Annotated in this window: 16 protein-coding genes, 2 tRNA genes and 3 rRNA genes; 5 read left to right on the top strand and 16 right to left on the bottom strand. The window is 54.9% G+C overall.

The window, feature by feature from the left end; genetic code table 11:
- Positions 1–319: 319 nt before the first annotated feature.
- The 3 genes from dsbA to LZU96_RS00580 are packed head-to-tail and all read right to left on the bottom strand — an operon-like array spanning position 320 to position 2,283.
- The gene (gene dsbA / locus LZU96_RS00590; RefSeq protein WP_233985811.1) at positions 320–949 is read right to left on the bottom strand and encodes a thiol:disulfide interchange protein DsbA; all 630 of its coding nucleotides are present in this window, start codon (positions 947–949) and stop codon (positions 320–322) included.
- Between the two features lie 26 nt (positions 950–975).
- Entirely contained in the window at positions 976–1,962 is a 987-nt protein-coding gene (locus LZU96_RS00585; RefSeq protein WP_233988109.1) for a serine/threonine protein kinase, read from the bottom strand.
- Positions 1,963–2,007: 45 nt separating this feature from the next.
- Positions 2,008–2,283, bottom strand: a complete 276-nt coding sequence (locus tag LZU96_RS00580) for a YihD family protein (protein ID WP_233985810.1) — start codon at positions 2,281–2,283, stop codon at positions 2,008–2,010.
- Positions 2,284–2,329: 46 nt separating this feature from the next.
- On the opposite strand from LZU96_RS00580, the gene mobA reads away from it, so the two are divergent.
- Both mobA and mobB read left to right on the top strand, forming a co-directional pair.
- On the top strand, positions 2,330–2,896 hold the full coding sequence (gene mobA, locus LZU96_RS00575; protein ID WP_233985809.1) for a molybdenum cofactor guanylyltransferase MobA: 567 nt from the start codon (positions 2,330–2,332) through the stop codon (positions 2,894–2,896).
- A gap of 1 nt (position 2,897) precedes the next feature.
- The gene (gene mobB / locus LZU96_RS00570) at positions 2,898–3,404 is read left to right on the top strand and encodes a molybdopterin-guanine dinucleotide biosynthesis protein MobB (RefSeq protein WP_233988108.1); all 507 of its coding nucleotides are present in this window, start codon (positions 2,898–2,900) and stop codon (positions 3,402–3,404) included.
- 83 nt (positions 3,405–3,487) lie between these two features.
- Here mobB and rrf read toward each other — a convergent pair.
- The 5 genes from rrf to LZU96_RS00545 all read right to left on the bottom strand — a co-directional run bounded on the left by rrf (position 3,488) and on the right by LZU96_RS00545 (position 8,832).
- Positions 3,488–3,603: ribosomal RNA gene (gene rrf, locus LZU96_RS00565) — 5S ribosomal RNA — on the bottom strand.
- Positions 3,604–3,804: 201 nt separating this feature from the next.
- Positions 3,805–6,709 (bottom strand): 23S ribosomal RNA (locus LZU96_RS00560).
- 212 nt (positions 6,710–6,921) lie between these two features.
- Positions 6,922–6,997: transfer RNA gene (locus tag LZU96_RS00555), tRNA-Ala, on the bottom strand.
- Between the two features lie 142 nt (positions 6,998–7,139).
- A tRNA-Ile gene (locus tag LZU96_RS00550) sits at positions 7,140–7,216 on the bottom strand.
- Between the two features lie 74 nt (positions 7,217–7,290).
- A 16S ribosomal RNA gene (locus tag LZU96_RS00545) occupies positions 7,291–8,832 on the bottom strand.
- The 16S, 23S and 5S rRNA genes sit together here with 2 tRNA genes alongside, the layout of an rRNA operon.
- Before the next feature lie 535 nt (positions 8,833–9,367).
- On the opposite strand from LZU96_RS00545, the gene mdtD reads away from it, so the two are divergent.
- Complete coding sequence (mdtD, locus tag LZU96_RS00540; RefSeq protein ID WP_233985808.1) at positions 9,368–10,777, top strand: multidrug transporter subunit MdtD; 1,410 nt, start codon at positions 9,368–9,370, stop codon at positions 10,775–10,777.
- Here mdtD and rbsR read toward each other — a convergent pair.
- The 7 genes from rbsR to LZU96_RS00505 form a co-directional block, all read right to left on the bottom strand.
- Complete coding sequence (rbsR, locus tag LZU96_RS00535; RefSeq protein WP_233988243.1) at positions 10,774–11,757, bottom strand: ribose operon transcriptional repressor RbsR; 984 nt, start codon at positions 11,755–11,757, stop codon at positions 10,774–10,776. The two genes, mdtD and rbsR, sit on opposite strands and share 4 nt — an antisense overlap.
- 13 nt (positions 11,758–11,770) lie before the next feature.
- Positions 11,771–12,700 carry a ribokinase gene (rbsK, locus tag LZU96_RS00530; protein ID WP_233985807.1) on the bottom strand — a complete coding sequence of 310 codons (930 nt, stop codon included), beginning with the start codon at positions 12,698–12,700 and terminating at the stop codon, positions 11,771–11,773.
- Between the two features lie 62 nt (positions 12,701–12,762).
- Positions 12,763–13,638, bottom strand: coding sequence for a ribose ABC transporter substrate-binding protein RbsB (gene rbsB, locus LZU96_RS00525; RefSeq protein WP_233988242.1), 876 nt, complete (start codon positions 13,636–13,638; stop codon positions 12,763–12,765).
- Between the two features lie 26 nt (positions 13,639–13,664).
- Positions 13,665–14,636, bottom strand: a complete 972-nt coding sequence (gene rbsC / locus LZU96_RS00520) for a ribose ABC transporter permease (protein WP_233985806.1) — start codon at positions 14,634–14,636, stop codon at positions 13,665–13,667.
- Positions 14,633–16,141 (bottom strand): ribose ABC transporter ATP-binding protein RbsA, encoded by a 1,509-nt coding sequence (gene rbsA, locus LZU96_RS00515; RefSeq protein WP_233985805.1) that lies wholly within the window; start codon positions 16,139–16,141, stop codon positions 14,633–14,635. The genes rbsC and rbsA overlap by 4 nt, the downstream gene beginning before the upstream one ends.
- 7 nt (positions 16,142–16,148) lie before the next feature.
- Positions 16,149–16,568, bottom strand: a complete 420-nt coding sequence (gene rbsD / locus LZU96_RS00510; protein WP_233985804.1) for a D-ribose pyranase — start codon at positions 16,566–16,568, stop codon at positions 16,149–16,151.
- Positions 16,569–16,751: 183 nt separating this feature from the next.
- Positions 16,752–17,153, bottom strand: coding sequence for a YgiW/YdeI family stress tolerance OB fold protein (locus tag LZU96_RS00505; RefSeq protein ID WP_233985803.1), 402 nt, complete (start codon positions 17,151–17,153; stop codon positions 16,752–16,754).
- Positions 17,154–17,315: 162 nt separating this feature from the next.
- Between LZU96_RS00505 and qseB the strand changes: the two genes are divergently transcribed.
- Together qseB and qseC are read left to right on the top strand one after the other, a co-directional pair.
- Positions 17,316–17,987, top strand: coding sequence for a quorum sensing response regulator transcription factor QseB (gene qseB / locus LZU96_RS00500; RefSeq protein WP_233988241.1), 672 nt, complete (start codon positions 17,316–17,318; stop codon positions 17,985–17,987).
- Positions 17,975–19,318 (top strand): quorum sensing histidine kinase QseC, encoded by a 1,344-nt coding sequence (gene qseC, locus LZU96_RS00495; protein WP_233985802.1) that lies wholly within the window; start codon positions 17,975–17,977, stop codon positions 19,316–19,318. Before qseB ends, qseC begins: the two co-directional genes overlap by 13 nt.
- A gap of 31 nt (positions 19,319–19,349) precedes the next feature.
- On the opposite strand, the gene kup is transcribed toward qseC, so the two are convergent.
- Positions 19,350–21,218, bottom strand: coding sequence for a low affinity potassium transporter Kup (kup, locus tag LZU96_RS00490; RefSeq protein WP_233985801.1), 1,869 nt, complete (start codon positions 21,216–21,218; stop codon positions 19,350–19,352).
- Positions 21,219–21,447: the final 229 nt, after the last annotated feature.

Below are 21,447 nucleotides of genomic sequence, written 5' to 3'. Positions count from 1 at the left end.
AAGAATGGTGAAATAAGGCGAGCTGCGTCCGGAGTTTTTAACGCTTTTGAGCAGAAGATCGCAACGATCGTTCTGTGGATAACTTTGTGCGTAAAAATTATAAGGCGCTGTTTTTTAGGCGTTTAACTAAATCACACCTGATTTAATCCATTGTTTTTCATGAGGTTAGCTAATTTCTGTGACCCGATCGCTATTTTTAATAGCGCGATCCCTTGTGTGGATATTAAATTTATGCCCAGGCGATGGATAAAAATGCTGTCGCCGATCGAGGAGCAAAAAAAACGCCAGCAGCGCTGGCGTTGAGGGGTCAGGCCGCGGGTTACTTCTGGCTGACCAGGAATTTCACGACGTTGGCGTAATCGGCAACGAAATTATCCATAGAGCTGGTATCCAGACCGCCGTTATTGATCATGTATTTACCATTAACGAAAATCGCTGGCACGCCACGCAGATCGACATCAGCCGCCGCTTTCTGCTGCTGAGCGACCAGTGCTTTCACGGCAAAGCTGTTCCAGGCTGCATCGTAATCCGCTGCTGAGATGCCAGCCGCGGTGATAAAGGTCTGTTTCAGACTGGCAGGATCGGTAATGGTCTGGGTTTTCTGAATCCCGTCAAAGAGTGGTGCGGTGACTTTATCTTCCACACCTAACGCCATGGCAACTGCCCATGCCTGAGTGACGACCGGACCTAAGTCACCACCAAGGAAATCAACGTGGTATTTCACCATCTTAGTCTCAGCAGGCAGGTTCTTTTTCACCGCATCATTGACGTGATAAATACGTTCGAACTGATAGCAGTGCGGGCAGAAGAAGGAGAAAAACTCCAACACCTGAGGTTCGCCTGCAACCGGCTTCTGCAGGCTGACAAATTGTTTCCCCTCGGTGAATTGTGCAGCAGACGCGCTGAACGCCAGCACTAAACCGATCAGTGCAAACCAAATCTTTTTCATCGTGAAAAACTCTCCTGACTACTTCATTAAAATTGCGGGGTCAGCTGCAAAGGAGGTTCCTGCAACAGCTTCTCCTGCTCGGTAAAAAGCGAAATCTGCCGGCGCCAGAAATCTTCATCTGTCATCCAGGGGAAGGCGCGCGGAAAAGCGGGATCCTGCCAGCGCCGGACCACCCAGGCCAGATAATAAACCATGCGCATCGCGCGTAAAGGTTCAATCAGTGACAATTCATTAATATCAAAATCACTAAATTCACCGTACGCCTCCAGCAGGATATCCCACTGAATGCGCTGCTCCTGCCGATCACCGCTGATCAGCATCCAGAGATCCTGCACTGCCGGGCCATTGCGGGCATCATCCAGATCAACAAACAGAGGTCCGTCGCGCCACAGAATATTACCCGGATGACAATCTCCGTGTAATCGTAGCGGCTGCCACGCAGTATGCCAGCGCTGCTGTAAGGTGTTACCCAGCTTATCGACAGCCTGAAGCAGTGCTCCTTTCAATGAGGCAGGAACTAACAGACACTGCTCCAGCACCTCACGCGGCTGATGGAGGTATTCATCCAGCCCGATAGTGGGACGCTGGCTGAACAGCGCTTTACGGCCGGTCTGATGGATCCGCCCGAGAAAGCGTCCAACCCACTCCATCTGATCTTCGTTATCCGTTTCATACTGGCGCCCGCCGAGGCTGGGAAACACCGCAAAATAGAAGCCGGCATGGCTCTGCAATGTGTTGCCCTGTAAAACCAGCGGTGCGGCGATAGGCACTTCGTCAGCCAGCAGATCAAGCGCGTACTGATGCTCTTCAACAATCTGTTCTGCATGCCAGCGTTGCGGACGGTAAAATTTAGCGACGTAACGGCGTTTGTCATCATCACTGAATTGATAGACCCGGTTCTCATAGCTATTCAGTGCTGTCAGGCCTGATTCGACGCGTATTCCTGTTTCCCAAAGCGCATCCAGCAGCACATCGGGATTCAGGGTCTGAAAGTTAAACGCAGCGTCGCTCATCATGTTACCTGTAGTTACCCGTGTATTTAGCGGATAAGGATAACACTACTCGTCATCTTTAATGACACCCCGTGCGCGCAGCAACGCCGTTTTGAAATCGATCTCGTGATCTTTTTTCAGGCCAGGTATTTCGTCGTGGCTGGCCGCATCACGCATTTTGAGATGGTAAATCAATACATCGTCGGTTAATTCACTTAATGGGCCACGGAAACCCGCTTCCTCTGCCAGTTTCTGTAAAAATGCAATGAGGTTAAGATCGGGTTCTTTTTGCCAGGCGGGTTGCAGCAATTCAATCAACTCATTCAGACGATGGCATTTCATATCACTTACTCCTGTTTTTCAGTACGTCATTAGCGAGGACAATGCCATGACAAAGTTAACCGGCGTCATTCTGGCCGGAGGTCAGGGCCGCCGTATGGGTGGTCAGGACAAAGGATTAGTGCCACTGAATGGCAAGCCGTTGTATCAGCATGTCCTCGAACGGCTACGGCCACAAGTCGACATTGTCATAATTAACGCGAATCGTAATATTGATCGTTATCAGTTAAGCGGATGTCGGGTTGTGCAGGATGAACATGACGATTTTCCTGGTCCGCTGGCGGGGATCTACAGTGCGTTACGCGCGATTGAAGGAGAGTGGGCGGTGTTCAGTTCCTGTGACACGCCCGCTATCCCGCTTAACTTTGTTGAGCAGCTGGTGCAACAACGGGACGATGCATCCGCCGTATGGGTACGCTCACAGGAGCGCGATCATCCGACGCTGGCGCTGATCCACCGCGACGTTGCTGCACCACTCTATCAATACCTGCAGGCGGGTGAGCGGCGTCTGATGCAGTTTCTGCGCGATCAGGGCGGGCATGGGGTGCTGTTAGCGGATGACGAATCCGCCTTTCACAACATTAATACTCCGGATGATCTGGATGAGAGATTTTAATATGTCGCTACCGTTACTTGGTGTGGTCGGCTGGAGCGGTACCGGAAAAACCACGCTCTTACAGAAAGTTATACCGATTCTCAGCAGTCATGGGATTCGCAGTGGATTGATCAAACATACGCATCATCAGATGGATGTAGATACGCCTGGCAAGGACAGTTATCTGCTCAGAAAAGCGGGAGCCAATCAGGTCATCGTGGCCAGTTCTCAGCGTTGGGCACTGATGTGTGAAACACCCGATGAAGAGCCCATCGACCTTTCCTATCTGGTGAGCAGAATGGATCACTCATTACTGGATCTGGTATTGGTGGAAGGATTCAAAAACGAGGCAGTACCAAAAATTGTGTTGTGGCGCGCCGGTATCAAAGGGGGCGTAGAGGATCTGCTGGATGAGCAGGTCATTGCGGTCGCCAGCGATCGGGCGCTTAGATTATCGATGCCGGTGCTGGATTTAAACCAGCCAGTGGCGATTGCAACGTTCATTGCAGACTGGCTGAAAGCCCGCTGATGCCATGTTTTGACAGGCTTTCAGCGATCTTCAGACGTAAAAAAGCCCCGCACTGCTGTGCGGGGCTTCTTCACTGATATAATGCCTGGCAGTTCCCTACTCTCGCATGGGGAGACCCCACACTACCATCGGCGCTACGGCGTTTCACTTCTGAGTTCGGCATGGGGTCAGGTGGGACCACCGCGCTACAGCCGCCAGGCAAATTCTTTGTGCACGAAACGAACCTTTTCCGCCGGGACCGCGTTGCCATCGCTCAGCCGCACCGGTCACATACTTCCGTATGCTCCCGCTGACGTCATCGCTCTGCGCCCTGTCACGCCGCAAAATCTTTCGTTTCCGCAAATAATTATCCGGAAAACAAGCTGAAAATCGTGTCTCTTAAAAACGCCTCTGGCGTTGTAAGGTTAAGCCTCACGGGTCATTAGTACCGGTTAGCTCAACGCATCGCTGCGCTTACACACCCGGCCTATCAACGTCGTCGTCTTCAACGTCCCTTCAGGACTCTCAAGGAGTCAGGGAGAACTCATCTCGGGGCAAGTTTCGTGCTTAGATGCTTTCAGCACTTATCTTTTCCGCACTTAGCTACCGGGCAATGCCATTGGCATGACAACCCGAACACCAGTGGTGCGTTCACTCCGGTCCTCTCGTACTAGGAGCAACCCCCCTCAATTCTCCAGCGCCCACGGCAGATAGGGACCGAACTGTCTCACGACGTTCTAAACCCAGCTCGCGTACCACTTTAAACGGCGAACAGCCGTACCCTTGGGACCTACTTCAGCCCCAGGATGTGATGAGCCGACATCGAGGTGCCAAACACCGCCGTCGATATGAACTCTTGGGCGGTATCAGCCTGTTATCCCCGGAGTACCTTTTATCCGTTGAGCGATGGCCCTTCCATTCAGAACCACCGGATCACTATGACCTGCTTTCGCACCTGCTCGAGCCGTCACTCTCGCAGTCAAGCCAGCTTATGCCATTGCACTAACCTCACGATGTCCGACCGTGATTAGCTGACCTTCGTGCTCCTCCGTTACGCTTTAGGAGGAGACCGCCCCAGTCAAACTACCCACCAGACACTGTCCGCACCCCGGATCACGGGGCCACGTTAGAACATCAAACATTAAAGGGTGGTATTTCAAGGTTGGCTCCACGCAGACTGGCGTCTGCGCTTCAAAGCCTCCCACCTATCCTACACATCAAGGCTCAATGTTCAGTGTCAAGCTGTAGTAAAGGTTCACGGGGTCTTTCCGTCTTGCCGCGGGTACACTGCATCTTCACAGCGAGTTCAATTTCACTGAGTCTCGGGTGGAGACAGCCTGGCCATCATTACGCCATTCGTGCAGGTCGGAACTTACCCGACAAGGAATTTCGCTACCTTAGGACCGTTATAGTTACGGCCGCCGTTTACCGGGGCTTCGATCAAGAGCTTCTCCTTGCGGATAACCCCATCAATTAACCTTCCGGCACCGGGCAGGCGTCACACCGTATACGTCCACTTTCGTGTTTGCACAGTGCTGTGTTTTTAATAAACAGTTGCAGCCAGCTGGTATCTTCGACTGGCTTCGGCTCGGGGAGCGAGTCCCTCCACCTACGCGCCAGCGTGCCTTCTCCCGAAGTTACGGCACCATTTTGCCTAGTTCCTTCACCCGAGTTCTCTCAAGCGCCTTGGTATTCTCTACCTGACCACCTGTGTCGGTTTGGGGTACGATTTTGTGTTACCTGATGCTTAGAGGCTTTTCCTGGAAGCAGGGCATTTATCACTTCAGCACCGTAGTGCCTCGTCGTCACGCCTCAGTGTAAAGTGAACCGGATTTGCCTGGAACACACACCTACACGCTTAAACCGGGACAACCGTCGCCCGGCCGATATAGCCTTCTCCGTCCCCCCTTCGCAGTAACACCAAGTACAGGAATATTAACCTGTTTCCCATCGACTACGCCTTTCGGCCTCGCCTTAGGGGTCGACTCACCCTGCTCCGATTAACGTTGAACAGGAACCCTTGGTCTTCCGGCGAGCGGGCTTTTCACCCGCTTTATCGTTACTTATGTCAGCATTCGCACTTCTGATACCTCCAGCATGCCTCACAGCACACCTTCGACGGCTTACAGAACGCTCCCCTACCCAACAACGCATAAGCGTCGCTGCCGCAGCTTCGGTGCATGGTTTAGCCCCGTTACATCTTCCGCGCAGGCCGACTCGACCAGTGAGCTATTACGCTTTCTTTAAATGATGGCTGCTTCTAAGCCAACATCCTGGCTGTCTGTGCCTTCCCACATCGTTTCCCACTTAACCATGACTTTGGGACCTTAGCTGGCGGTCTGGGTTGTTTCCCTCTTCACGACGGACGTTAGCACCCGCCGTGTGTCTCCCGTGATAACATTCTTCGGTATTCGCAGTTTGCATCGGGTTGGTAAGCCGGGATGGCCCCCTAGCCGAAACAGTGCTCTACCCCCGAAGATGAGTTCACGAGGCGCTACCTAAATAGCTTTCGGGGAGAACCAGCTATCTCCCGGTTTGATTGGCCTTTCACCCCCAGCCACAGGTCATCCGCTAATTTTTCAACATTAGTCGGTTCGGTCCTCCAGTTAGTGTTACCCAACCTTCAACCTGCCCATGGCTAGATCACCGGGTTTCGGGTCTATACCCTGCAACTTAACGCCCAGTTAAGACTCGGTTTCCCTGCGGCTCCCCTATACGGTTAACCTTGCTACAGAATATAAGTCGCTGACCCATTATACAAAAGGTACGCAGTCACCCCATAAAGAGGCTCCCACTGCTTGTACGTACACGGTTTCAGGTTCTGTTTCACTCCCCTCGCCGGGGTTCTTTTCGCCTTTCCCTCACGGTACTGGTTCACTATCGGTCAGTCAGGAGTATTTAGCCTTGGAGGATGGTCCCCCCATATTCAGACAGGATACCACGTGTCCCGCCTTACTCATCGAGCTCACAGCATGTGTGTTTTTGTGTACGGGAGTATCACCCTGTACCCTGCGACTTTCCAGACGCTTCCACTAACACACAAGCTGATTCAGGCTCTGGGCTGCTCCCCGTTCGCTCGCCGCTACTGGGGGAATCTCGGTTGATTTCTTTTCCTCGGGGTACTTAGATGTTTCAGTTCCCCCGGTTCGCCTTGCAGCACTATGTATTCATGCTGCAATGATGCACTGAGTGCACCGGGTTTCCCCATTCGGACATCGACGGCTGTAGCGGTTCATATCACCTTACCGTCGCTTTACGCAGATTAGCACGTCCTTCATCGCCTCTGACTGCCAGGGCATCCACCGTGTACGCTTAGTCGCTTAACCTCACAACCCACAGGCGTTTTTCAACGCTGCGTGTTGCAAGCATTTGAGAGACTCGAACATATCGTGTTTTTCATTCTTATTACGGAGAATGAAAACGACATGTCGTTTCAATTTTCAGCTTGTTCCGGATTGTTAAAGAGCATAATACTTCGCAGCACACCGTTGCCGGTACGCTCTGAAGTATTTTTTTCAGAAAAAACAGTAAGACGGTATGGTGGAGCTAAGCGGGATCGAACCGCTGACCTCCTGCGTGCAAGGCAGGCGCTCTCCCAGCTGAGCTATAGCCCCATACAGTTACTGCAGAGACCACTACTACCACTCAACCGAGTACATTCCGTAAGAAATGCAATTCGTGCTCAGGCAAGGCATGTTTCCGCGAAGCATAGTGAACTATGCGAGCCGGAGACATAACGCAGCGTGAGTGCGAATTTGGTAGGCCTGAGTGGACTTGAACCACCGACCTCACCCTTATCAGGGGTGCGCTCTAACCACCTGAGCTACAAGCCTGTAGAGGTTTTTTCTGCTCGTTACTTTTCTATCAGACAATCTGTGTGAGCACTACGCGGGAAGGTATCTTCAGGTAAGGAGGTGATCCAACCGCAGGTTCCCCTACGGTTACCTTGTTACGACTTCACCCCAGTCATGAATCACAAAGTGGTAAGCGCCCTCCCGAAGGTTAAGCTACCTACTTCTTTTGCAACCCACTCCCATGGTGTGACGGGCGGTGTGTACAAGGCCCGGGAACGTATTCACCGTGGCATTCTGATCCACGATTACTAGCGATTCCGACTTCACGGAGTCGAGTTGCAGACTCCGATCCGGACTACGACGCACTTTGTGAGGTCCGCTTGCTCTCGCGAGGTCGCTTCTCTTTGTATGCGCCATTGTAGCACGTGTGTAGCCCTACTCGTAAGGGCCATGATGACTTGACGTCATCCCCACCTTCCTCCGGTTTATCACCGGCAGTCTCCTTTGAGTTCCCGACCGAATCGCTGGCAACAAAGGATAAGGGTTGCGCTCGTTGCGGGACTTAACCCAACATTTCACAACACGAGCTGACGACAGCCATGCAGCACCTGTCTCAGCGTTCCCGAAGGCACCAATCCATCTCTGGAAAGTTCGCTGGATGTCAAGAGTAGGTAAGGTTCTTCGCGTTGCATCGAATTAAACCACATGCTCCACCGCTTGTGCGGGCCCCCGTCAATTCATTTGAGTTTTAACCTTGCGGCCGTACTCCCCAGGCGGTCGACTTAACGCGTTAGCTCCGGAAGCCACTCCTCAAGGGAACAACCTCCAAGTCGACATCGTTTACGGCGTGGACTACCAGGGTATCTAATCCTGTTTGCTCCCCACGCTTTCGCACCTGAGCGTCAGTCTTTGTCCAGGGGGCCGCCTTCGCCACCGGTATTCCTCCAGATCTCTACGCATTTCACCGCTACACCTGGAATTCTACCCCCCTCTACAAGACTCAAGCCTGCCAGTTTCAAATGCAGTTCCCAGGTTAAGCCCGGGGATTTCACATCTGACTTAACAGACCGCCTGCGTGCGCTTTACGCCCAGTAATTCCGATTAACGCTTGCACCCTCCGTATTACCGCGGCTGCTGGCACGGAGTTAGCCGGTGCTTCTTCTGCGGGTAACGTCAATCGACGCGGTTATTAACCACATCGCCTTCCTCCCCGCTGAAAGTACTTTACAACCCGAAGGCCTTCTTCATACACGCGGCATGGCTGCATCAGGCTTGCGCCCATTGTGCAATATTCCCCACTGCTGCCTCCCGTAGGAGTCTGGACCGTGTCTCAGTTCCAGTGTGGCTGGTCATCCTCTCAGACCAGCTAGGGATCGTCGCCTAGGTGGGCCATTACCCCGCCTACTAGCTAATCCCATCTGGGTTCATCCGATAGTGAGAGGCCCGAAGGTCCCCCTCTTTGGTCTTGCGACGTTATGCGGTATTAGCCACCGTTTCCAGTGGTTATCCCCCTCTATCGGGCAGATCCCCAGACATTACTCACCCGTCCGCCACTCGTCACCCAAGGAGCAAGCTCCTCTGTGCTACCGTCCGACTTGCATGTGTTAGGCCTGCCGCCAGCGTTCAATCTGAGCCATGATCAAACTCTTCAATTTAAGTTTGATTTGCTTAAACAAGTTAAGCGGTGCTCATCTGTAAAACGTCATAATGAATTTCATTATGTGTTCACTCGTGAGACTTGATATTTTTTTACGTCCGGAGACGCTGATATCAATCCTGCGAGTGCCCACACAGATTGTCTGATAAATTGTTAAAGAGCGGTGCGAGCAGCGGGTTAACCGTCTGTCGCGAGGTGGCGTATATTACGCTTTCCTCCTTCAGAGTCAACTTCTTTTTGAGAAGTTTTCTCCGGCGGCGCAGTCTCCTGTGCCTCTCAACCCGGCGGCCGGTAAGCCGTTGTTCCGTGTCAGTGGAGGCGCATTATAGGGAGTTCTCAGAAGCTGACAAGTGTTTCTTTAAATAAATTTACCGAGCGCGTTTTTTTTAAACGAACGGGCTAAAAACAGCCATTTCATGGCCGAATAACGCACAGAAATCCCCTTGAGACGTTAAAAAGAGGCCTGCCGCGCTGCGCTGACGGTGCTATTCTTTTTCATTCTTCTCGCTGGATAACCCTAAGAAGGACGCTCAATGATAAAATCCGCGCGCAGCATGGCCGGTTTGCCATGGATTGCTGCCATGGCATTTTTCATGCAGGCACTGGATGCCACCATTCTTAACACCGCCCTGCCCGCTATCGCCACCAGCCTTGACCGTTCTCCTCTGGCCATGCAATCCGCTGTTATCAGTTATACCCTGACCGTCGCAATGCTGATCCCGGTCAGCGGCTGGCTCGCCGATCGCTATGGCACCCGCAAAGTGTTTATCGCTGCGGTATCGCTCTTCACGCTCGGTTCGCTGGCGTGCGCGCTGTCACCTACGCTCTCTGTACTGGTCACTTCGCGCGTCATACAGGGCGTCGGCGGTGCCATGATGATGCCGGTCGCGCGCCTGGCACTGTTACGCGCTTATCCGCGCAGTGAACTGCTGCCGGTGCTCAACTTTGTCACCATGCCGGGATTAGTCGGACCGATACTGGGACCGCTGCTTGGCGGGGTGATGGTGACCTACGCCACCTGGCACTGGATCTTCCTGATTAATATTCCCATCGGCATTCTCGGCATTTTCTATGCGCGCAAATATATGCCGGACTTCACCACACCCAAGCGCCGCTTCGATTTCTTAGGCTTTCTGCTGTTCGGCCTGGGCCTGGTGATGATCTCAATCGGGATTGAACTGTTCGGTGAGCGTATTGTTTCAGCCTGGCTGGCGGGTGCGGTGTTGCTCGGCGGAATCGTTCTGCTGCTTCTTTATATTGCACACGCGCGTCGTCACCCTTCTCCGCTGATTAATCTGCCGATGTTTAAAACGCGCACTTTTTCGGTAGGCATCATCGGTAACATCGCGTCGCGTCTCGGCACCGGCTGCGTGCCCTTCCTGATGCCGTTGATGTTGCAGGTGGGCTTTGGCTATTCGGCGATTATCGCCGGTTGCATGATGGCACCGACGGCGGTGGGATCGATACTGGCGAAGTCGACGGTAACCCAGCTGTTGCGCTGGTTAGGCTATCGCCGCCTGCTGGTAGGCATCACGGTAATCATCGGCATTCTGATCGCCAGCTTCTCTCTGCAGTCACCTGCTGAGAGCATGATCATCTTACTGCTTCCGCTGTTTATTCTGGGCATGGCGATGTCAACCCAGTTCACCGCCATGAATACCATTACGCTGGCTGATTTGAATGATGATAACGCCAGCGGCGGTAACAGCGTGCTGGCCGTGACCCAGCAGTTAGCGATCAGTTTTGGCGTCGCGGTCAGTGCCGCCGTCCTGCGCTTTTATCAGGAGTTTGAAACCGGCACCGTTGCGCAGTTCCACGCGACCTTCCTGACCATGGGCGTGGTGACGGTACTGTCAGCCCTGACCTTTATGCTGTTAAAAAACGGCGATGGCCGCAATCTGATTACTAATCGCGATAAGAAGAAAAAGAAGAAGGCGGCTTAAGTTGAGCCCCGCGCCACCAGTTCCGGCGTCAGCACCAGCGTTTGCTGGCTGGCGTCGGGATCGCTCAGGCGATGGATTAAGGTATCAATCGCCAGCTCGCCCAGTTCATCTTTCGGTTGATGGATGGTACTCAGCGGCGGCGACAGATAGCGTGCCAGCTCGATATCGTCATAGCCCATCACAGCAACGTCCTGCGGAATCTGTAAACCCGCCTGATACAGCGCATGATAAACCCCGACCGCCATCGCATCATTACTGGTGAATACCGCCTGCGGTGGCGTTTCCAGTGCCAGCAGCTCAATCATCCCGTTGTATCCGCCCTGAAACTCAAAATCGCCATGCACCACGTAACCCGGCAATACGTCAAGACCGCTTTTCTCCATCGCGTTGTGAAACCCTTCGAGGCGCATCCGCGCGGTGGTTTTGTCCTGCGGGCCGGCGATACAGGCGATGCGGGTATAGCCGCTGTCGATCAGATGCTGGGTTGCCAGCTCTCCGCCCAGCAGCGCATTGTCCTGAATGATGTCGCCACCGCCTTCAAACGGTGCCCAGTCCATCATCACGGTCGGTATAGAAGGATAACGGTTCAGAATATCCGCCGACGGCAGATGACTTTCAGTACACATCATTAACAGCCCATCGACGCGCTTTTGCATCAGCGTCTCCAGGCTGCGGTTCATCCGCTCCTCATCACCGGCGGTATTACACAGGATCAGACTGTAGCCGCGCTGGTAACAGCTATCCTCCACGCCCCGGACGACTTCGGCATAAAAGGGGTTGCTACTGGTGGTCAGCAGCATCCCGATGGTATGGGTCTGGTTGATCTTCAGGCTGCGCGCCAGCGCCGAGGGGGCATAGTTCAGACTCTGAATAGCCTGATCCACTTTTGCCCGCACGCTCTCGCTGACAAATCGGTTATTGTTGATAACGTGCGAGACAGTTGAGGTGGAGACGCCCGCCAGGCGGGCGACATCTTTCATGGTGGCCAAGCGCTTAACCCTGCTGCTGCAAAAAGTCGTCGATCTCGGCACGCCACGGCACGGAGGGCTGTGCGCCGGATCGGGTTACGGCAATAGCCGCAGCGGCATGGGCAAAGCGTACCGCCTCCTGCATCGCTTTCTGTTCCAGTCGCGCGGTAATAAAGGCGCCGTTAAACGTATCGCCCGCCGCGATGGTATCGATAGCGTTGACGCTAAAGCCCGGAATACGCTGACCCTGGCCCTGTTCACTCAGCCAGACGCCGCGCCGGCCCAGCGTAATCAGTACGGTACCAATGCCTTTGTCATGCAGCGCCGCCGCCGCCCGGGCCGCATCCTGATCGTTGTGAACGGCGATGCCGGTCAGGATCTCCGCTTCAGTTTCATTCGGGGTAATGATATCGATCAGCGCCAGCAACTCATCGGAAAGCCGGGTCGCCGGTGCCGGATTAAGAATCACCTGGGTCTGCTGCTCTCTGGCGAAACGCGCTGCCGCCAGCACGCTTTCCAGCGGTGACTCCAGTTGCATCAGCAGTGCGTCGGCATCGGCAATCACCTGTTGATGGCGCGCCACACAGTCTGGTGTCAGCGCGGCGTTTGCGCCGGAATAGATGCCGATGTTGTTCTCACCGTCACCGTTGACGAAAATCATCGCCACCCCGGTCGACTCGCCCGCCACCACTTCTACCGGCGAGGTATCTATATTGTCCTGTGCCAGCTGCTGGCGAATACGTTCGCCAATGTCATCAGCACCCACACAGGCGATAAATGCGATATCGGCACCAGCGCGACCGGCGGCCACGGCCTGATTGGCACCTTTACCACCAAACGCAATCTGATAGTTCTGCCCGATCACCGTTTCACCGGGACGAGGAAAGTGTGCCAGATTAAGGATGTGGTCAGCGTTAATGCTGCCAAGAACGGCCAGTTTTGCGTTTTTGCTCATTAGGGGAGTCCGGAATAAGTGCGCCACCGGGAGGGTGGCGCAGTGCCCTGCTTTTCTTTGTTTTATTGAGTGACCAGCTTCAGGTCGACCGGGTTGATCGCCTTCACTTTTTCACCCTTCAGCACTTTATCAGCGGTATCAACGCCAATCATGCCAATTTTGTCTGGCATCTGTGCCACGGTCGCAGACAGTTTGCCACCTTCTACCGCTTTCACGCCATCAGCGGTACCGTCAAACCCCACCACGATCACATCGGTTTTACCGGCAGTCTGCAGTGCACGCAGTGCACCCAGCGCCATTTCATCGTTCTGAGCAAACACCGCCTGCACATCCGGATGCGCCTGCAGCAGGTTCTGCATCACGTTCAGGCCTTTAGTACGGTCAAAGTCAGCCGGCTGGCTGGCGAGGATCTGGAACTTGTGCGCATCCGCAGCCTGTTTGAAGCCTTCGCCACGCTCACGCGCGGCCGAGGTTCCGGCAATGCCTTGCAGCTCAATAATTTTGGCGCTTTCGCCCACTTTCTTCGCGATGTAGTCACCGGCCATTTTACCGCCGAAACGGTTATCAGAAGCGACGTGGCTGACCACGGTACCCTGCGCTGCCATACGGTCCAGGGTGATAACCGGGATATTTGCCTGATTGGCCATCTTCACTGCGTTGCCGACCGCATCAGAATCGGTTGGGTTGATCAGAAGCAGTTTGGTGCCGCGTACCGTCAGATCCTGCACGTTTGCCAGCTCTTTCGCCGGGTTATTCTGCGAATCCAGCACCACCAGGTTGTAACCCAGTTTATCGGCTTCTTTTTGTGCACCCTCTTTCAGGGAAACAAAGAACGGGTTATTCAGGGTCGATACCACCAGCGCGATGGTCTCTTTTGCCATAGCGCTGGTACTGAGCGTAGCGCCAAGGATCATGGCCAGTGCGGTTAACTTTTTCATCATTTCATCCTGTGTATAGGTCAGAGTTATTTACTGCTTTTATTATCCACCAGCACCGCCAGCAGGATTACCACCGCTTTAACGATCATCTGGTAGTACGAAGAGACGCCCATCAGGTTCAGGCCGTTATTCAGGAAGCCGAGGATCAGTGCACCAATCAGGGTGCCGACAATTCGTCCTTTACCGCCCGCCAGACTGGTACCACCCAGCACCACGGCGGCAATGGCATCCAGCTCGTAGCCGGTACCGGCCGTGGGCTGCGCCGAGGAGAGACGCGCCACCTCAATGGTGCCCGCCAGCGCGGCCAGCATACCGCTCAGCGAATAGACGATGACCTTGACGCGATTAACATTAATACCGGAGAGGCGGGTTGCGGCCTCATTGCCGCCCAGCGCGTAGATATAGCGGCCAAGACGGGTGTGATGCAGCATGTACCAGGCGGCGATAAACACCAGCGCCATCAGCCAGACCGGAGCAGGAATACCCAGCGGACGCCCGATACCAAACCAGCCCAGCAGATCGGCGTTGGCATTAAAGCCGGTACTGATTGGACTGCCGTCGGTGTAGACCATGGTGACGCCACGCAGCAGCAGCATCATCACCAGCGTGGCAATAAATGCCTGCACCTTACCGCGCGCCACAATGGTGCCGGTCAGCGCACCAATCGCGGCCCCCAGCGCCAGCGAAGCCGCTACTGCCACCAGCGCATTCACTTCCATCCCGACCAGCGAGGCCCCGACAGCACCGGTCAGCGCCAGCAGTGAACCCACCGAGAGATCGATGCCGGAGGTCAGAATCACCAGCGTCATGCCGACCGCCATAATGGCGTTCACCGAGGTCTGCTGCAGAATGTTGAACAGGTTGGCCACGGTAAAGAAGTTCGGGCTCTGACTCGCCACCACGGCGATTAACACCACCAGCGCAATCAGCGACTTTTGTTCCAGTAACCAGCTTTTGCTAAACCAGCGACGGCTGGCAGGTAAAGTTTGGGTCGTCATACCACTAAATCCTCGCTGTGTTGCTTGCCTACGGCGGCGGCCATCAGGCTCTCCTGCGTGGCTTCTTCACGGGTAAATTCGCCGCTTAAACGGCCTTCATGCATCACCAGGATGCGATCGCTCATGCCTAACACTTCCGGCATCTCAGAAGAGACCAGGATGATGCTCAGCCCTTCGGCTTTGAACTGGTTAATCAGCTGATAAATCTCTTTTTTGGCACCGACATCAACGCCACGGGTTGGCTCATCAAGAATCAGCACGTTGGGACGGGTCATCAGGCCGCGGGCAATCGCCACTTTCTGCTGATTGCCGCCGGAAAGCAGGCCGATCGGCTGCGACATAGAGGGCGTTTTGACGTTGAACAGCCGGATAAAGTCGCCTACCGCCAGCTGCTCAGCCGCGTGCTTCAGCGTGCCGCCGCCGTGACTGAAATAGCGCAGCGCGGTCAGCGACATGTTCTCTTTCACCGACATACCCAGAACCAGGCCGTCACGCTTACGATCTTCAGAGATATAAACGATGCCGTTCGCCAGCCCGTCCTGTGGCGAACGCGTCACCACTTCGCGACCGCTGAGCCACAGGCTGCCCTGATGACGCGGCAACGCGCCATAGAGCACTTTCATCAGTTCAGTGCGGCCCGCGCCCATCAGTCCGGAGATGCCCAGAATCTCTCCTTTGCGCAGGCTGAAACTGACGTTATGCACGCCGGGACCGCTGACGTTGTCGACTTTCAGCCGCACTTCGCCCGGAGTCTGATCGAGATGCGGATATTGATCTTCCAGTTTGCGGCCGACCATCATTTCGATCAGGCTCTCTTCGGTCAGTTCGCTGACCGGACGCTCCGCAATAAACTGGCCGTCACGAAACACCGTGACGTCATCGCAGATCTCAAAGATCTCTTTCATGCGATGCGAGATGTAGACGATGCCGCAGCCCTGCGCCTTCAGTTCATTGATTACCCGAAACAGCGACAGCGTTTCGGTATCCGTCAGCGCATCGGTCGGCTCATCCATGATGATCACCTGCGACTCAAAGCTCAGAACTTTGGCAATTTCGACCATTTGCTGATCGCCAATCGACAGATCGCCCACCAGCTTGTGGCTGTTGAAGCGTAGATTTAACCGCTTCAGCAAGGCATCCGCTTCGGCATACATGCGCGCCCACTGGATGCGGCCAAAACGGTTAACAAATTCACGACCGAGGAAAATATTCTCCGCCACGGTTAACTGGGGGATCAGATTCAGTTCCTGATGGATAATGCCGATGCCCGCTTCCTGTGAGGCTTTAGGGCCATTGAACCGGGTCTCTTTGCCGAGCCAGTGCAGCGAACCGGCATCAAACTGATAGATCCCGGTCAGCACTTTCATCATGGTGGATTTACCGGCACCGTTTTCACCGACCAGCGCCATCACGCGTCCTGCCTGGACATTCAGTGAGGCACCCTTGAGGGCTTTCACCCCAGGGAACGATTTTTCAATGCCGTTAAGCTGCAGTAAAGGTTGCATAGCGGCCTCAGAAGGTGACGCCGGCGCTCAGGATGACATTCGCAAACGGAGAACACTCTCCGCTGCGAATGACCGCCTGACTGCGCTGCGTCTGTTGTTTGAATTGTTCATGGCTGGTGTAGCTGATGGTGATGCAATTCCCCTGGTGCTGTTGCAAGGCTTCGAGCACGGCGAGCAGTGCGCTATGGAGCGGCGGATTGTGCTGCTTAATCTCCTCCGCGATCAGGGCGCTTTCTACCTGCATCTCAAGCGTGACGGCATTGACCACCTGCATAAAATCGGGCGTACCCGGCGTCAGTGCTAAGTCAATGCGTTGCGGTCCTGCCGGAATCGGCAAACCGGCATCGGCAATCGTCAGCGTATCCGTGTGTCCCAGGCGGGCAATCACATGAGAGAGTTCAGCGTTTAACAAGCGACCTTTTTTCATCTTTTCACTCCACAGCGAAACGTTTCGCTGACAGGAGTGTATGAAAAGCCGCCAGCAACTCAATCGGGGAGAGTGAAATTTGTGATCGTTATCGAAACGTTTCGCTCACGCGGAGGGAAATTTGAATTAGGGCAGATAGCGGGGCAAAAAAAAGGACCGCCGAAGCGGTCCCGATCGCGGCGATTAAGGCAGTTTTCTGACCTGCTTAACGTCCATTTCGATGCTGTTGAAATCTTTATCCAGCTCACCGGTCAGCTCAACGGTATCCTGAGGCGAGATAGTCTGGCCGTTCCAGTGCTTGTGGTCGATTTCGACTTTCATGGTGCCGGTCTGATCGCGGAACAGATAATCTTCATCGCCGATCTGCTTTTCCAGCTTACCGCGAACGGTGATCCAGCTTTCGTCGCGCATATCTTCAGCCTGCTTCACGGTCACCACGCTGGTGTGGTCGGCGCTGAAGCCGCCCTGTTTCGTCTGGCTCTGCGCCGCCGGGGCATTAGGGTCGGTAAAACCGCCTTGCTGTGCAGCCAAAACCGGGGCAGATGCCAGCATAACGACGGCTAAAATTGCAGCGTGCTTTTTCATTTTGTCACCTCTTTTCCATGATGTGTTTCGTTTTGTTGAACCCAGTTAACCATAGGCTTCTTAACAGCTTCTTAAGAAGTAAAAATAAGCAATTTTCGCCGAAATCAGCTGTACAAGCCGCGGTCTGCTTCGTATAAAGCGCTATCAACGCAGGGAGAAATGATGCGTATTTTACTGATAGAAGACGATCGCTTAATTGGCGACGGTATCAAAGCGGGGCTGGGCAAGCTGGGATTTAGCGTCGACTGGTTTACCTCCGGTGAGGCCGGTTTTCAGGCGCTGCACGCCGCGCCCTGGGATGCGGTGGTGCTCGATCTCTCACTCCCCGAACGTGACGGGCTGGATATTCTGCGACAGTGGCGACAGCAGGGAGAGGATGTGCCGGTACTGATCCTGACGGCGCGCGATGCGCTCGATCAGCGGGTCGAAGGCCTGCAGATGGGTGCCGATGACTACCTCTGCAAACCCTTTGCCTTAACCGAAGTGGCCGCCCGACTGCAGGCGCTGATTCGTCGCCGGCATGGTCAGCTGCAACCCGAGTTGCGTCACGGCAAGGTCGTACTGATGCCTGACAGTCACAGCGTCCTGTGCGATGGCGAAGCGATTGAGCTGAAAAGCCGTGAACTGGCGCTGCTGGAGCTGTTTATGCGCAATCCTGGCCGGGTGCTGACCCGCAGCCAGCTGGAGGAGAAGCTCTACAGCTGGGATGCTGACGTCTCCAGTAATGCGGTAGAAGTGCATATCCATCATCTGCGGAAAAAACTCGGCAGCCAGTTTATTCGCACCCTGCACGGTGTGGGTTATACCCTGGGAGCGGCTGAATGCGATCGGTAAGCCTGTTCCTGCGCCTCGGCATCGGTTTTGTGCTGCTGCTCGGTATCTGCTGGGCCAGCGCCAGCCTCAGCGCATGGCATCAGACGCGGGAAACGATTGACGAGCTGTTTGATACCCAGCAAATGCTGCTGGCAAAACGCCTGCTGACGCTTGATTTCTCTTCGCTGGACAACGCCACGCTGCCAAAAACGAAGCAACTGCTACGACACCACCGCGGCGATCAGGATGATGACGCGCTGGCGTTTGCCGTCTTCACCCATGACGGCAGACAGGTACTGAACGATGGCGATAACGGCCGATACCTGCCGTTTGAGGCCGATTATCAGGGCTTTCATGATGGTCAGCTCACCAATGACGACGACAGCTGGCGCCTGGTCTGGCTGACCACGCCAGATAAGCAGTTTCGCGTGGTAGTGGGTCAGGAGTCGGAATACCGCGATGACATGGCGCGCGATCTGATGAACGCCAGCGTCTTACCCTGGCTGATCGCGCTTCCTTTTATGTTGCTGCTGTTAATCAGCCTGGTCTGGTCGGAACTGCGCCCGCTGAAGCAGCTGGCGCAGCAGTTAGCGCAACGCGCGCCGGATGACGGTACGCCGTTACAGGCCGAACGGGTGCCGAAAGAGGTCCAGCCACTGATAATCGCGCTGAATGGCCTGTTCAGTCGGATCAACGCAATGATGCATCGCGAGCGCCGCTTTACCTCCGATGCCGCGCATGAACTGCGCAGTCCGCTGGCCGCCTTGCAGGTGCAAAGTGAAGTGATTCAGCTGGCCGTCGACGATGAAACGATGCGAACCCATGCGCTGAAACAGCTGGATGCCGGCATTGTGCGCGCGACCCGGCTGGTGGATCAGCTGCTTACGCTGTCGCGGGTGGAAGCGGATGATGCCCGTAACGCTTTCGAACCGGTGTCATTAAAACAGACGCTGCAGGAGACGCTGGCGGCGCAACTGCCGCTGGCGGATAAAACGGGCGTCACGCTGCGCCTCCACGCCGACGCCGATCCGCAGATTCAGGGTAATCCACTGTTGCTGTCACTGCTGGTACGCAATCTGCTGGATAACGCGATTCGCTATACGCCAGCCGGCAGCGAGGTGGACGTGCGGCTTCAGGCCAACAGCCTGTCAGTCGAGGACAACGGAGACGGCCTGAATGAAGCCGATCTGCAACGGTTAGGCGAACGTTTCTGGCGACCGCCCGGTCAGGAGAAGAGTGGCAGCGGGCTGGGGTTATCTATTGTGCGTAACATCGCCCAGCTGCACGCGATGCAGTTAACGTTCAGCCGGCAGCCCAACAGCGGATTGTGCGTCACGCTGCGCTGGCCATAAAAAAACCCGCCGGTGAGGCGGGTCATCTGGATTAAATTTCGACCTGCGTACCGAGCTCAATCACCCGGTTTGGCGGGATCTCAAACTGGTCCGGCGCGCGGAGCGCATTGCGCTGCAACGCCAGGAACAGCTTGCCGCGCAGCCGCAAATACCACGGCCGTTTGCCGATGATCAGCGACTCGTGCGACATAAAGAACGACGTCTCCATCATGCGGCAGTTCAGTCCTTCCAGCCCGCAACGATGGAAAATCTCTTCCACGTTCGGCGTTTCACGCCAGCCATAGCTGGCCACCACGCGCCAGAAGGTCGGCGAGAGCTGCTCAATGGTGACACGCCGTACGTTGTGCACATAAGGCGCATCTTCAGTGCGCAGCGTAAGCAGCACCACCCGCTCATGTAACACTTTGTTGTGTTTGAGATTATGCAGCATGGCAAACGGGATAACGTTCAGCGCACGCGACATATAGACCGCGGTGCCAGGAACCCGCACCGGCGGCGCTTTCTCCAGCGACGCGATCATCGCCTCCAGTGAATTACCGTGCTCATGCATCCGGCGCAGCAGGCGGAAGCGTTCGCTTTTCCACGTCGTCATAATGATAAACATCACCAGGCCGAGGCAGAGCGGCAACCAGCCACCCGAGAAGATTTTAACCAGGTTCGCCGTAAACAGCGGCACGTCGATAAACAGCATCAGCAGCAGAATCACCCCAACCGCCAGCTTATGCCAGTGCCAGTTTTTGATCGCGACGGTGCAGGAGAGAATCGAGGTCAGCACCATGGTGCCGGTCACCGCAATACCGTAGGCCGCCGCCAGATTACTCGAGTGCTCAAAGCTGATAATCACAATCAGCACCGCAAAGTAGAGCACCCAGTTAATCATCGGAATATAAATCTGGCCCGATTCACGCTCAGAAGTATGAATGATCCGCATACCGGGCAGGTAGCCGAGCCGAACCGCCTGACGCGTCAGCGAGAAGACGCCAGAGATCACCGCCTGCGAGGCGATGACGGTTGCCAGCGTTGCCAGAATCAGCATCGGGATCAGCGCCCAGTCTGGCGCCAGCAGGAAAAAGGGGTTTTTTATCGCTTTAGGGTCACTGAGCAACAGCGCGCCCTGACCAAAATAGTTCAGCACCAGAGACGGCAGCACTACCGAAAACCACGCCAGACGGATTGGGATTTTACCGAAGTGGCCCATATCGGCATACAGCGCTTCCACGCCGGTAATCGCCAGCACCACCGCGCCCAGCGCGAAGAAGGAGATCGATTTGTACTGCATAAAGAAGTTGACCGCATAGGCAGGATTCAGCGCCTGCAGCACTTCCGGGTTTTTCATGATGCCGTTAACCCCGAGGATCGCCAGCACCAGGAACCACAGCAGCATAACCGGCGCAAACAGCTTGCCGACCATGCCGGTGCCGTGTTTCTGAATCGCAAACAGCAGCGTCAGTACCGCAATCGACAGCGGCACAATGAACGGATCCAGCGACGGCGCGGCAATCTCCAGGCCTTCAATGGCCGACATCACTGAAATCGCCGGCGTGATCACCACTTCGCCATAGAAGAAGCTGCCGCCGATCAGGCCCATGATCACCAGTACCGCCGTGGCGCGGGCACCGGTATGACGGCCCGCCAGCGACATCAGGGTCAGAATACCGCCTTCGCCAGCGTTGTCAGCCCGCATGACGTAGCTGATATATTTCAGTGATACCACCAGCACCAGCAGCCAGAAAATCAGCGACAGAAAGCCAAATACCGCGCCCCGTTCTACGCCGAAGCCAAACTGGCCGGAGAGACATTCACGCAAGGTATACAGCGGACTGGTACCAATATCCCCATAGACAACACCAATTGCGGCCAGCGTAAGCCCACCAAGAGACTGCTTATTATCCGAGCTCATAGAGAGTTATCTTTTGTTGGAGTCTAAGAGGTGTAAGACCCCTCGCTCAAGCCATCAAAAAGCGCACAGTATGCACGTATTGCCGAAAATTCCTATACCCAGTTAATCTTAGCGCTGCACCAGTCGCGGGGTTTTTAGCCTGTAACCCGCTGCTTACTGGCGCATTTCAGCTAACCGAACCTTCTGAAACAAAAAAGCTGACAGCTATCAACGCTTTCACGCATCATTA

It is taken from the genome of Pantoea agglomerans (assembly GCF_021397715.1).
Classification (GTDB): domain Bacteria; phylum Pseudomonadota; class Gammaproteobacteria; order Enterobacterales; family Enterobacteriaceae; genus Pantoea; species Pantoea astica.
This window is presented reverse-complemented; position numbering and strand designations above follow the sequence as displayed.